Raw genomic sequence first — 12,793 nt, 5'->3', positions numbered from 1 at the left:
TTTTTGTTTTATGCTGATCTTTGCAATAATGGAAATAAGTGGGTGCGCCCATAAACCCTTTCAACCCACCCCCGCTGAATTTATGATATGGCAGAAAAATAATACTTCAGAAGATGAGGTGAAGTCCGCAATGTTATTTTGTGGATATCCTAATGTCGGAGGGTTTTCAGGAGTTGATGCCTCCTTTGAAGAGCGAACCTCTGCTGAAGAGTGCATGTTTAAGAGCGGATTTTTTCATCGCGACGGATCACTCGGTACATGCGCTTCAAAAGGCAGACGTGAGGCTTTGGCTGCATGCCATGAAAAGTAATATTAAAAATAGAAAATTAGCTTAAACAACTCAAAAAGTGTCATGGGGTTAATTAATTGTCAAAAAATATTCTTGGTGCTGTTTTCTTTATTGTCATTGCTGGTTGCATTGGTAAGCCTTTTCAACCAGGTCCGCCAGCATTTAAGATGTGGGAAAAAAATGGTGTTGGAGAAGACGGAATAAAGAGGGATTTGTTCAGCTGTGGTTATCCAAATTTGAATGGATTTTCGGGTGTCGATGCTTCATTGGAGGAAAAAGCAAAAGCTCAACAGTGTATGTTTAAAAAAGGGTTCAAAATGGTTGATGGATGGGTAGGGATATGTGCTGAAAAAAATAGAAGACAGCCTCTTTCAGCATGCGGCGATGATTTAAGTAATTGATGAATCGTAATTTGAAGTTCTGATTAAAGAATTTGATATTCCTTGGCCACATGCCATGAACACTGATTGAGCAATGCTATTCATTTTTTCAGGAGATGAGATATGCGGATGGCTAGTTTCCCCTCGGGGCGGCAGGTTCCTGTGCTAGGGCAGGGCACATGGAATATGGGCGAAAAGGCGTCACAGCGGAAGGACGAGGTGCGCGCTTTGCAGCTTGGCCTTGATCTGGGCATGACGCTGATCGATACCGCCGAGATGTATGGCGAAGGTGGCGCAGAAGAGGTGGTGGGCGAAGCCATCGCCGGCCGCCGCGATGAGGCCTTCGTTGTCAGCAAAGTCTATCCCCACAACGCCAGCTTTGAAGGCGCGCAGGCCGCTTGTGAACGCAGTCTGCGCCGCCTGAAGATCGACTGCATCGATCTGTACCTGCTGCACTGGCAAGGACACCATCCGCTGGCCCAGACCTTCGATGCCTTCGAGACGCTGAAGAAAGCCGGCAAGATCAAGGCCTATGGCGTCAGTAACTTCGACCTGGAGAACATGGAGGAGTCGATGACCTACGGCGCCCCGGCCACCAATCAGGTCCTCTATAACCTGGTGAAGCGCGGTATCGAGTTCGATTTGCTGCCGTGGTGCCGCCAGCAGGGCATGCCGCTGATGGCGTACTCTCCGCTGGAGAGCTCAGGCCGTGAACAGGCCGCGCTGCTGGAAAATCCGGGCCTGCGCGCGGTGGCCGAGGCGCGTGGCGTCACGCCTGCGCAGGTTGCGCTGGCCTGGGTGCTGCATCAGGATGGCGTCATTGCTATCCCCAAGGCCGTCGATCCTGTACACTTGCGCGCCAACCGCGCTGCGGCCGATCTCCTGCTGTCCGACGATGATCTGGCCGCGCTGAACCGCGCTTTTCCACCGCCGCGCCGTCGCCGCGCGCTGGACATGCGCTAGAAAATTATTGTTATGCTAAATCGACTTAAACAGCTGTTCGCCAAGCCGCAAGACACCAGCAACCATATTCAGACCAACGCCTTTTGCACCGTAGCCGATGTGCCCAAGCCGGACTTCCTGCATGTGCTGAATGGCCGCCGCAGTCTGGCGGACAAGGAGCTGGCGCCGCATCTGAATGGCTTGATGCATCATCTGGCCGATGCAGGACAGGGCAAGATGTCGCGCACGCGCTACCACGTTATCCGCCATCTGCAGCGCGTGCAGCATCACGTCAGCCTGTCATTCGCACCGGAGCAGCAGGCGGCGTTCCATGCCTGGGCGGAGGCGGCCAATGCCATCGTCTTTATGGAGGATGGCCGTGTCTGCGATCCGCAGGGTCGTACGCTGTTGCCGGCATCGAGCGATGATGGCGACCCGAAAGCCATGGTGCCGTATCCGCCGCAAGCCTGGCAGCGCAAGGCGCGCACCGGCGAGCAGCTGGCTGCCCGCAAGATCGATGTACCGGCCGATTTGCCGCCACTGGTGTCCGAGCCGGAACTGCGCCTGCGCGCGCCGGAAGATGTGCTGCGCCGTATGCTGGCGCTGTTTGTGGTCGCCATCCGTGCTGAATCGCTGACGGGTGAGACACCGATCCCGGTCGCTGCGTTGCAGGAGCGCTTCCCGCCAGCTTTCGCCGGCCTGACCGATGCTGAACGTGATTTCCTCGCCAAGGATGCACCGGGCCAGCAGGAAGTGACGCAATTCCTGTGGCGCTATGAAGCCATCCTTGTGCTGCAATGGGCGCTCGGTTTGCAGGACGCATTGCCGTTTGCGGACGCGATCTGCGATGTCTCGGCGATCTCCAGCACCGTGATCGACCGTGGTACAGAGGGCCTGCGCAAGCAGCCGGTCGCGCGTCCGGCGCCAGAGATTCTGGATGCGCTGGATCTGCACTATCGTTTGCACTGGGCCAGCCGCCAGGCCATCCTGAAGAAAACGCCGGTACCGGCAGGGCTTAATGACAGCGTGCTGCAAGAGCGTCACCACGCCCTGAACTGGCTGGTGCGCTTTGAAGACCGTGAGTGGGATGATGTCGATACGCCAACCTGAGTAATGTTGGCTGGCGAACGGTGCACCACCGTTCGCAGCACTATGCTGATTCTATCGAAGCACACATAAGGAGCTTGATATGAATAGCAATCGCATTGTTGCCGCTGCACTGGCGGTACTGATCGGCGTGAGCGGCGCAGCTTCGGCGCAGGATCGCCATGACCGTGACCGCGGTGACCGTCGCGGTGGCCCGGACTTCAGCCGCTACGACGAACGCCGTAACGACCGTCAGGACTATCATCACGACGACCGCAATGACCGCGACCGCGGTGCTGGTCCGCGTCACGACCTGCGCAAAGGCGGCCGCCTGCCACCTGAATGGCGCAGCCGCCAGTATGTGGTCGATAACTGGCGCTCCCACCATCTGAGCGCGCCGCCGCGCGGCTATCACTGGGTGCAAACCGGCAGTGACTACGTACTGGTTGCGATCACCACCGGCATTATCGCCGGACTCCTGCTCAATAATTGAGCGAATATTTTCTCACAACCTGCCGTCGGATTGCCCGACGGCAGGGCCGTGGGTAGACGTCGGCTAACTGGCTTGCTAGGATAGGCGCTTTGCATAGCGGGAGCGCGGGATGAAACGCAAGTTGACGATGTTGGCGATGGCACTGGCGCTCACCACCGCACAGGCTGCGGTCGAACGTATTCAAGTAGTTGAACGTGCGCCGTTCGCTCCCGGCGTCACCTTTGGTGAATACGGCGCGTATGAAAAGATACGCGGCATCGCTTACTATGCGCTGGATCCCAAAGCCGCAGCGAATGCCAGCATCGTGGATCTGAAGCATGCGCCGCGCGACAGCAAGGGCCGCGTGCTGTTCTCCAGCGAATTCGTACTGCTGCGGCCTGTCGGCGGCAAGCCAGCCACGCTGCTGTATGACGTCAACAACCGCGGCAACATTGCCATCCTCGGACAGGTGAATGGCCGCAGCCCTGTCAATAACGATCCGTCCACTGCCGCTGACGCGGGCGATGGTTTTCTCATGCGCCATGGCTTTTCGCTGCTGTTCTCCGCGTGGACATGGGACGTGGCGCCAGGCGCCGCCGCTGGCGCACGTCCGCTGGTGTTTGCGCCGCCGGTGGCGAAGGGCGTCAAAGGCAAGGTGCAGAACGAGTTCACCGTCAACGCGCCCACGGATGTCGTCACTTACGCGGGCATGCGCGGCCTGACTTATGAGCCAGCGACGCCGAATGACCCGCACGCCCAGCTCACCGCGCGCTCACGTCCGGATGACAAGCGCCGTCCCATCGCGCGTAGCGCCTGGCGTTTCGTCGAGCCGGAACTGAAGGGTGGCCCCGGCCGCATCCAGCTGGAAGGCGGCTTCCAGCCCGGCACGATTTACGAAGTGACTTATGCCGCCAAAGATCCGTACGTGACGGGCGCCGGCCTGGCAGGCATCCGCGATCTGCTGTCATACTTCCGCGACAATCCGTTTGAAGGTGCGCCGGTGCCGCGCAATGTGCTCATGTTTGGCATCAGCCAGTCCGGCCGCGTGATCGGCCGCATGATGCACGATGGCCTGAATGTCGATGAAAGCGGCAAGCTGGTATTCAATGGCGCGTATCTGCAGGTGCCGGGTGCTGGCGGCTCGGCGGGCTTCAACAGCCGCTTCGCCCAGCCCACGCGTCATCCATCGATGCTGGAGGAGCATGATTATCCGGCCGATGCGTTCCCGTTCACCAGCGCGCCTACGCGTGATCCCGCTACCGGCAAAACGGCTTCCACCCTGGACAAGGCGCGCGACAAGCAGGGCAATCTGCCCAAGCTGTTTTACGCGAATACCTCGACCGAGTTCTGGAACCGTGGCGCGTCGCTGATCGCCACCACGCCCGATGCCGTGAACGACGTCGCCCCGGCGCCGAATGTACGCATCTATGGATTCATGGGCGCGCAGCATTACGTGGGGCGCTCCAGCAAACGCGCGCCGTTCACCGCTTGCGTATCCACCACCGACCACTATTTGCCGATGCGCGCATTGATCGTCGCGCTGGATGACTGGACTACCCAAGGCAAGCAGCCGCCGGCCAGCGCCTATCCAGCACTGGCCGACGGTACGCTCACCACGGTGGCTGACTACCGCGCCATTTTCCCGAAAGGTGTTGGCCTCACGCCGCCGGAGCAGAACCTGCGCGAACCGCGCTTGAACTTCGGCCTGCGCTTCAACATGCATGGCATCGCAGATACCATCCCGCCCAAGCACGGCGACGATTACGAAACCCGTGTGCCGACACCGGATACCGACGGTAATGACAGAGGTGGCGTGCGTCTGGTCGAACTGCAAGCGCCGCTGGGTACGCACACTGGCTGGAATCTGCGCGCGCCTGACACAGGCTTTGCCTGGGCCACCTCGCGCTTTGACGGCAGCTTTGTGCCGTTCGCCCGCACCGAGGCGGAGCGCCTGGCGGCAGGCGATCCACGTCCCAGCCTGGAGGCCCGCTATGCCAATCGCGACGCCTACATCGCTGCTGTGCGTTTGGCGGCGGAACAGCAAGTTGCCGCTGGCCTGCTGCTGCCGGAGGACGTTGAGCGTGCCATGAAGCAGAACGTCGGCCTTTATGACCGCATTCTGGCACGTGACCCCGCCGATCAAGGCTGCACCTATCTGTTTGCCCAATAAGCCCTGCGCACGGCCATATTGCTGTTGTAACTTGATTACACCAATTTGTCTGGTACCGGTTCCATATCGTGTGCGCGATTGCTGTTTGCTGTAGTTCTGCTACATTTTGCTTGGGATGCAGTATTTCCCAAAACATAACTACACGGAGACAAACACATGATGATGAAATCCCTGCTCGCCGCCGGCTTGCTGACCGGCGTTGCGATGGCGCCCGCACACGCCGCTTTTAATCCCGCCGATACGTCGGCGCAGATGTTCCGCTGGAAGTGGAACGATATCGCCAAGGAATGCACCAACTGGCTCGGCCCGCAGGGCTTTGGCGCGGTGCAGGTGTCGCCGCCGCAGGCCTCGGCCAGCCTTGGCGCCTGGTGGGATGTGTACCAGCCCGTCAACTTCGCTTCGTTGAAAAGTAATATGGGTACAGAGGCCGAATTCCAGTCCATGGTCAACACCTGCCACGCGGCCAAGGTGCGCGTGTATGTGGACGTGGTAGCCAATCACCTGGCTGCAGGCTCCGGCACCGCGACGGATGGTTCGGCATGGAATTCCACCTCGCTGGCCTATCCGTATTTCAGCAGCAGCGACTTCCATCCGGCCTGCGATATCGCGGGCGGCGACTACGGTTCGCCGGGAAACCGCTACAACGTCATCAACTGCCGGCTGAGCGGACTGCCGGACCTGCGCACCGATGGTGCGTACGTGCAGGGCCAGGTCAAAAATTATCTGACCAAGCTGGTCGGCATGGGCGTGGATGGCTTCCGCTTCGACGCTGCCAAGCATATGCAGCCATCCGACATCGCGGCCATGCTCAATGGCGTATCGCGCACCACCACGGCGGGCGAGTCGCTGTGGGTGACGCAAGAGGTTATCCCGGACAGCAATGTGGTGCGCTCGGACTACTACAGCAATGGCACGCTGAACGAATTCCAGTACAGCTTTGCGATCAAGGCTGTGTTCCGCAACGAGAACGGCGCCAGCCTGTCGCAGATCCGCGCGATCATGGGCACGCCGGGCAACTGGGGTGGCACCTGGGGCTTTGTGCCCAGCGAGAAGGCCACGGTGTTCGTCAACAACTGGGATACGGAGCGTAACGGCAGCTCGCTGGTGGCCAGCAACTACGTTTCCGGCACCACCAACGACACGCAGGGCACGAAGCGCTATGACCTCGCCAATATCTTCATGCTGGCGTGGCCTTATGGTTCGGCGCAACTGCACTCGGGCTTCCGCTTCACCAGCTACGACCAGGCGCCGCCAAGCGCCAGTCCATTTGACGCCAGCGGCAATCCGCTGATTAACCAGAGCTGGGATTTCATCCATCGCTGGAGCGATATCTCCAACATGGTGGCGTTCCGTGCTGCGGCCTCGGGGCAGGGCGTGGACTACTTCACCAATGGAACGGCCAACCAGATCGCGTTTGGCCGCGGCGCCAAGGGCTTTGTCGCCATCAACAACGAATACGCTGCATGGAATGCCACGCTGCAGACAGCGCTCCCTGCCGGCACCTACTGCAACGTGGTGCATGGTGTGCTGAATGCCGCAGGCACGGCGTGCACCAGCGACAGCGTCACGGTCGGCAGCAATGGCGTCATCAGCGTGAGTATCCCGGCCAATGGCGGTTCAGTGGTGCCGGCGGTGGCGCTGCACATCAATCAGAAGGTGGGCGGCGGTGGCGGTGGCGGCTCGTGCACCACGGTGCCGGTGACCTTCCGTGTGGCGAACGCCAATACGGTGGTGGGCCAGAATGTGTACGTGGTGGGCAATCGCGCGGAGCTGGGCAACTGGGTGCAGGGCAGCAGCAACCAGCTGAACATCGAAGGCAGCGGCGCCAATGTGCCATGGTCGCGCACCATCCAGCTGCCGCCAGCGACGCCGATTCAATACAAGTTCATGAAGTACGGCGTGAATACGGTATGGGAGAGCAATCAGTCCACTGCCAGCGGTAACCGTGAAGCGACCACGCCGGCTTGCGGCGGTTCGCTGACGCTGGACGCCGGCAGCTTCAAGTTCTGATTAGTGCACGTTGGAAGGTACAGCTTTTTCCTGCTGTACCAGAATGAATGGACTCACGACGCATGCCCACAGTTGGGCGTTGTTCTCCAGCCATTCCTGCGCCTGCTGGTCGTTGACCTTGGCCAGCAGGCCCGCGTTCATCCATTGGCTGATATTGGCCTTGTCGTCGTGCGAGACGCGGACGGCCACATCGACCAGGTCCAGCGAATTGGCGACCCATACCACATTCCCCTGGGCGAAGTGTTTGAGCAGCTCGGTCCACGGCAGGCGTGCCGTTTCGCGGTTCACTTTGTTGCGGAGGTCGAGGTCTTTTTCTGGTTTGGTTTGCATGGTTAAATAATTTCTATCTTCGGTACTGGGCTACCCTGCCATGTTAACCGATAGACCGGGCCTTTGCGAACATTGCCCACCAGCGCGGGGCGGAAGCAGGCCAGGTTGATGCCGCCTTCGCGCCGCACGCTCGGGTAAATAATGCCCAGCGAGCCGCCGTCCAGCAGGCGCTCGGCCAGCGTTTGCGACGCGATGTAACTGTCCGGCGCCAGGCTGGTGCTGTAGCGCGGCTGGTTGCGGATGTCGTGGAAGGTGGCAGTGAAATCGGCCAGCATGCACTGGTACTGCACACTGTCGTCAAAGCGGTTGATCTCCGCGTACTCCACGGCCTTGTGGAAGCTGACCTCGGCCAGCGCCGTCTCCGCGTCAAACGCGCAATACCAGGCGCCACGGCGGCCATCGTTAAAGCGGCTGCCTTGCGGATGGGCGTAGGTAAAGGCGGCGTTGACGATGCGGAAGTTGGGCACGCCGAACACCAGCTCATCGACATTGATGCCGGCCGCGCCGCCGTTCTGCGTGCGCAGGCGCGCATTGGTGGCGTTGTCGAGGTCGAACAGGTCGCGCAGGTGGGCGTCGCTGTCGGCCAGCGGCGCCAGTACGGAATCCTCGACATCCGCAAAGCGGGAGGGCAGCAGACGGCAGGTGTCGAACTGGCGTAAAGTGGTTAAAGGGGGAGCGAGGCTGACCGGCACTTACAGCCCTCCACGGCGCGCGTCCAGCAGCTGACGCACGATTTGCATGGCCAGCAAGCCGCCGCCCAGCATATAGGCCAGCGGTGTGCGGCCTTCGAAAATGTGATTACTATTGGGCAGGCTGACCCATTCATCGGCAAGTTTGTCGCCGTAGATGATGTGCAGTGCCTTGTAAATGCCCAGCAGGTAGGAAATGCGCGTGATGCAGTCCACTTCCAGTGTACGCTCTGGATGCTTCTTCCAGTCGTAGTAGCTGCTGCTGGAGACGCCGCCGAGCAATTGGCGTGCATCTTCATCGCGCACCTTCCAGGTGGCGACCAGTTTGAAAAAGCCCTTGAGGGCGGATTGGGACAGGCGTTCGCGCTCGGCCTTGGCATTCAGATCCACCAAGACGGTTGGCTCGAAGCGGCTGCGGGGGTAGGCATAGTTGAGCATAAATCCTCCGTTTGTGGAGTCTTTATACTCTCATTTTGGATAAATAGCAATTGTGTAGCATACCAAGGGGAGGCAGCGATGAAATGGATGGCGATACCGTTAGCGGCTTTGCTGGCCGCCGGGGCGCAGGCGGCGCCCGCATTCACCGGCATCCAGGAGGAGGTCGCCCAGGTTGAACGCGCGTTTGCGGCAACCATGAAGGCCCGCGACCATGCGGCTTTCGTCAGCTTCCTGTCCGAGGAGGCGATCTTTAGCGGCGGCACGCAACCGTTGCGCGGCAAGCAGGCGGTCGCCGATGAATGGAAAAAATTTTACGCCAAGCCGGCTGCGCCATTCTCCTGGGAGCCGGACGAGGTCGAAGTGCTGGCCTCGGGCACGCTGGCCAAGACCGCCGGCCCGGTGTATGGCCCGGACGGGACGCTGATCGCGCGCTTCAGTTCCGTCTGGCGGCTGGAGGCGCCCAAGACCTGGCGTATCGTCTTCGATGGCGGTACCGAGGTGTGCAAGAAATAACTACTTGGCCTTTTCGTAGGTGCCGCCGATACCCAGGCCGGACTTGCTATCGGCATGCAGGGCATTGCCTTCCACCGTCAATGTCATGGTCTTGAACGCGGACGGGGCAAAGGCTTCGCGGTTCTTGACGGTAAAGCCTGCCAGCCGTGCCTTGGCCCGGTCTGCTGGCAGGTTGATCCATTGGTAATCGGTGGCGGCGCCTTTCATGCGCAGGCCGGCGCGTTTCCATTGCTCGCCGCCGGGCATGTTGGCGATGGCGTCGCCATTGCGTTTGGAAACCGCAGTGGCGGTCTTGCCGCTGGCGCTTTCAAACAGGACTTCGACCTCCGCCAGCGGCCCTTCGTGCGGAAAACCGACGATGGCAACCCACAAGCCGGGTTCGGCGGGTTTGGTTCTGCCATAGTCATCGGCCTCGAACAGCGCGAAATCGGGTTTTTCCTGTGGCGCGCTGGTCAGCGTGACTTCGTCCCCCTTTGCGGCCCAGGTGCCATGGGCATACTGGTCGACCGCGCCATACATCAGCGCCCATTGAAAGGTGCCATCGGCCTTGAGCAGTAATTCGGAGCCGACTTCGCTGCGGCCATTCAGGTAGTAGTGCCCGGGAAGCGTGGCGGCGAGTGCTGGCGCTGAACAGATCAGTGCCAGCACTGCGGCGGCGAGAAAGCGTTTCATAGGAGCCTTGAGTTATTTTTAAGGCAATCCTATCACTTGCCGTAAACGCTCGCCGCCGCGTCTTCAATCGTGCGCGCGTTCATGCCGGCTCGGCGTGCTCCACCAGCAGCTGGACCTTGGTGACGCCGTTGTACTCGTTGGCGTCCAGACGGAAAGCCACGCGCGCGCGGTCGCCCAGCGCATCGATGTGGCCGAACCAGATAGCGTCGTAGCGGGCGCCGTTTTTCTCCAGCAGCAGCTTGAGGTGGCGCTCCTTGAGGATGCGCTGGCTGACGATGCGGAACTCGTCGCAGAACACCGGCGGCGCAAAGCCCTGGCCCCACACCTGGCCGTCCATGAGTTCAATGAAGGACGTGGTGTAGTAAGCGTCTTCCAGCGGGCCGTCGGTTTCGATGACGCGTTCCAGTTGCTGCTTGCTGAGCCACGCACGGCCCACTTCTTCAAACGCGGCGGCAAAAGCGTCGAACGCCTCGGCGCGCAAGGTCAGGCCGGCCGCCATCGCGTGGCCGCCAAACTTGTCGATCAGCGACGGCGCTTTTTTGTACACCAGGTCCAGCGCATCGCGCAGGTGGAAGCCGGGGATCGAACGGCCGGAGCCCTTGATCCAGCCGTCCGCGCCTGGTGCGAAGGTGATGGTCGGGCGGTAGAACTTTTCCTTGAGGCGCGAGGCCACAATCCCGATCACGCCCTGATGCCACGAATCGTCAAACACGCAGATGGTGCTGCTTTCGGCCGGCTCAAATGCGTCCAGGTGCAGCATGGCGGTGTCCTGCATGTCGGCTTCGATTTCGCGGCGCTTGAGGTTGATGTCATTGAGTTGCTGCGCCAGCTGCCAGGCGCGGCCCTCGTCGTCGGTAATCAGGCATTCGATCCCGAGCGACATATCTTCCAGGCGGCCGGCCGCGTTCAGGCGCGGACCCAGGGCAAAGCCCAGGTCGAACGGATTGGCGTTGCGCGGCTCGCGGCCCGCCACGCGGAACAGGGCCGCCACGCCCGCGTGCATGCGGCCCATGCGCATGCGCTTGAGGCCCTGGGCGACCAGGATGCGGTTGTTGGCATCGAGGCGCACCACGTCGGCCACCGTGCCTAGCGCCACCAGGTCCAGCAGATTGTCCAGCTTGGGCTGGGTCTGGGCATCGAATACACCGCGCTTGCGCAGCTCGGCGCGCAGGGCCAGCAGCACGTAGAACATCACGCCGACGCCGGCGATGTGCTTGCTCGGGAAGCCGCATTCCGGCTGGTTGGGATTCACGATCACGCGCGCGGCGGGCAAGGTGTCGGCCGGCAGGTGGTGGTCGGTCACCACAACCTCGATGCCGCGGCGGTTGGCCTCGGCCACGCCATCGATGCTGGCGATGCCGTTATCGACCGTGATGATGATGTCCGGCTGCTTTTCGCGCGCCGTCAGCGCCACGATTTCCGGTGTCAGGCCATAGCCATACTCGAAGCGGTTGGGCACGATGAAATCGATGTTGGCGCCCATCGCGCGCAAGCCGCGCAGCGCCACGGCGCAGGCGGTGGCGCCATCGCAGTCGTAGTCGGCCACGATCACCATGCGCTTGCCGGCGGCGATCGAGTCGGCCAGGAACACGGCGGCAGCGTCGATATGCAGCAGACCGGAAGGCGGAATCATGGCCGCCAGCTCGCTCGACAGCTCTTTCACGTCGGTCAGGCCGCGTGCCGCGTACAGCCGTGCCAATACAGGATGGATGCCGTTCTGGCGCAGCACTTCGGATTCGCGGAACGGGTAGGGGCGGGTGGCGATGCGGGTCATGATTGCTTCAACAGGTGAGACAGGGAAGGCTTGCGCCAGAATTTACGTTGCGCCATGCCGGTGCTGCTGACATCCGCCCAGCCATGGCGATGGCTGAGCATCAGGTTCACGCGCGCTACGCGGCCGGCTTTCAGCGCCGCCAGCAGCGGCGCAAACCAGTCCTGCTCAAGGCGCTGCATGCGCGCCAGCCAGTCGGCCCAGTCCCCCACCTGCGCTGGCGCGATCAGCTCCGCCAGCATGGCGGTTCCCGGTTCGGCGATCAGTTGTTGCGCATCTGGCTGGCGCTGGCTTAATGCCGCCATCCAGGCCGGGCCGCCGACGATCGCCAGTTGGCCGCCGGGTGCGGCCGGGCCGGCGCCGCCCCACAGCCAGCAGGAATTCACCGGCTGCAGGCCGCGCGCCTGGCGCGCTTCATTGATCGGATGTTCGTGCCACAGCATCTGGACTTCATTTTGTAGCCGGCGGAAATCGCGCGCGTGCTCGCCTTCCGGCAGCCAGTCGCTCATGCTCTGGGTGGTGGTGGCGTCGGGCGAAGCGGTGCTCAGCGTGGTCCAGTCATCGGCGCGCATAAACCACAGGCCGGGCGCGCCATGCAGCAGCGGTTTGCCGATGTCGTCGAAATACGGGCGGGCGATGTCATACAGGCTACGCGACTCTGCCTCGGTCAGTTGCAGGCCGCGCAGGTCGGACAGCAGCAGATGCGTGCGCGATATCTGCACGTGCGCAGGCTGCAGCATGAACCAGTAGCCCTGGCTTGCCTCGGCGGCCAGTCCGCAGCCGCGCATGGCGGCGGTGGCCAGTGGCGCCCCGGTGTCCGGCTGGCCGGGCGCGCTGGCCAGGCCCAGTGCATGGGCCAGCCAGGCCTCGTGCGGCAACACGCGGCTATCGTTGTCATAACTATGATGTTGCAAGCTGGCGTGGCGCGCCAGCAACGCTGCCAGCGCCGGCGCGTTGAGCGCGCGTATCAGGTCGTTGGCCAGCTCTGGTGGAGGTAGTGCAAAGGGGATTGCGAGGGTAATTTCGTTCAT

14 protein-coding genes are annotated in these 12,793 nt (G+C 61.4%); 8 read left to right on the top strand and 6 right to left on the bottom strand.

Going from position 1 to position 12,793, the window contains the following annotated elements; genetic code table 11:
- Nucleotides 1-10: 10 nt before the first annotated feature.
- The 7 genes from GTP58_RS28840 to GTP58_RS28810 all read left to right on the top strand — a co-directional run bounded on the left by GTP58_RS28840 (nucleotide 11) and on the right by GTP58_RS28810 (nucleotide 7,349).
- On the top strand, nucleotides 11-310 hold the full coding sequence (locus GTP58_RS28840; protein ID WP_161080395.1) for a hypothetical protein: 300 nt from the start codon (nucleotides 11-13) through the stop codon (nucleotides 308-310).
- 56 nt (nucleotides 311-366) lie between these two features.
- Nucleotides 367-690: a hypothetical protein gene (locus tag GTP58_RS28835; protein WP_161080394.1), complete on the top strand. Its 324-nt coding sequence runs from the start codon at nucleotides 367-369 to the stop codon at nucleotides 688-690.
- 102 nt (nucleotides 691-792) lie between these two features.
- Nucleotides 793-1,632, top strand: coding sequence for an aldo/keto reductase (locus tag GTP58_RS28830; RefSeq protein ID WP_161080393.1), 840 nt, complete (start codon nucleotides 793-795; stop codon nucleotides 1,630-1,632).
- A gap of 12 nt (nucleotides 1,633-1,644) precedes the next feature.
- Nucleotides 1,645-2,721, top strand: coding sequence for a DUF4272 domain-containing protein (locus GTP58_RS28825; RefSeq protein WP_161080392.1), 1,077 nt, complete (start codon nucleotides 1,645-1,647; stop codon nucleotides 2,719-2,721).
- Nucleotides 2,722-2,800: 79 nt separating this feature from the next.
- Nucleotides 2,801-3,190, top strand: coding sequence for an RcnB family protein (locus GTP58_RS28820; protein WP_161080391.1), 390 nt, complete (start codon nucleotides 2,801-2,803; stop codon nucleotides 3,188-3,190).
- 109 nt (nucleotides 3,191-3,299) lie between these two features.
- Nucleotides 3,300-5,339, top strand: coding sequence for an alpha/beta hydrolase domain-containing protein (locus GTP58_RS28815; RefSeq protein ID WP_161080390.1), 2,040 nt, complete (start codon nucleotides 3,300-3,302; stop codon nucleotides 5,337-5,339).
- 156 nt (nucleotides 5,340-5,495) lie between these two features.
- Nucleotides 5,496-7,349 carry a carbohydrate-binding module family 20 domain-containing protein gene (locus GTP58_RS28810; protein WP_229215785.1) on the top strand — a complete coding sequence of 618 codons (1,854 nt, stop codon included), beginning with the start codon at nucleotides 5,496-5,498 and terminating at the stop codon, nucleotides 7,347-7,349.
- Here GTP58_RS28810 and GTP58_RS28805 read toward each other — a convergent pair whose 3' ends face one another.
- Genes GTP58_RS28805 through GTP58_RS28795 form a run of 3 tightly spaced genes read right to left on the bottom strand, consistent with a single transcriptional unit; the run spans nucleotide 7,350 to nucleotide 8,806 of the window.
- Nucleotides 7,350-7,679 carry a DUF2288 domain-containing protein gene (locus GTP58_RS28805; protein ID WP_072789544.1) on the bottom strand — a complete coding sequence of 110 codons (330 nt, stop codon included), beginning with the start codon at nucleotides 7,677-7,679 and terminating at the stop codon, nucleotides 7,350-7,352.
- A gap of 2 nt (nucleotides 7,680-7,681) precedes the next feature.
- On the bottom strand, nucleotides 7,682-8,371 hold the full coding sequence (locus GTP58_RS28800) for an RES family NAD+ phosphorylase (RefSeq protein ID WP_161080389.1): 690 nt from the start codon (nucleotides 8,369-8,371) through the stop codon (nucleotides 7,682-7,684).
- Nucleotides 8,372-8,806, bottom strand: coding sequence for an antitoxin Xre/MbcA/ParS toxin-binding domain-containing protein (locus GTP58_RS28795; protein WP_072789550.1), 435 nt, complete (start codon nucleotides 8,804-8,806; stop codon nucleotides 8,372-8,374).
- 87 nt (nucleotides 8,807-8,893) lie between these two features.
- On the opposite strand from GTP58_RS28795, the gene GTP58_RS28790 reads away from it, so the two are divergent.
- Complete coding sequence (locus tag GTP58_RS28790; protein WP_229215784.1) at nucleotides 8,894-9,319, top strand: DUF4440 domain-containing protein; 426 nt, start codon at nucleotides 8,894-8,896, stop codon at nucleotides 9,317-9,319.
- Here GTP58_RS28790 and GTP58_RS31185 read toward each other — a convergent pair whose 3' ends face one another.
- From GTP58_RS31185 to GTP58_RS28780, 3 genes are all read right to left on the bottom strand, one after another.
- On the bottom strand, nucleotides 9,320-9,991 hold the full coding sequence (locus tag GTP58_RS31185; protein WP_202413899.1) for a hypothetical protein: 672 nt from the start codon (nucleotides 9,989-9,991) through the stop codon (nucleotides 9,320-9,322).
- Nucleotides 9,992-10,070: 79 nt separating this feature from the next.
- Nucleotides 10,071-11,765 carry a single-stranded-DNA-specific exonuclease RecJ gene (gene recJ / locus GTP58_RS28785; protein ID WP_161080387.1) on the bottom strand — a complete coding sequence of 565 codons (1,695 nt, stop codon included), beginning with the start codon at nucleotides 11,763-11,765 and terminating at the stop codon, nucleotides 10,071-10,073.
- Nucleotides 11,762-12,793: a hypothetical protein gene (locus GTP58_RS28780; protein WP_161080386.1), complete on the bottom strand. Its 1,032-nt coding sequence runs from the start codon at nucleotides 12,791-12,793 to the stop codon at nucleotides 11,762-11,764. The genes recJ and GTP58_RS28780 overlap by 4 nt, the downstream gene beginning before the upstream one ends.

This window comes from Duganella sp. CY15W (assembly GCF_009857555.1).
GTDB classification, from domain to species: domain Bacteria; phylum Pseudomonadota; class Gammaproteobacteria; order Burkholderiales; family Burkholderiaceae_D; genus Rugamonas; species Rugamonas sacchari.
The sequence above is the reverse complement of the archived record's forward strand: the minus strand, read 5'-3'. Positions and strand labels throughout refer to the sequence as shown.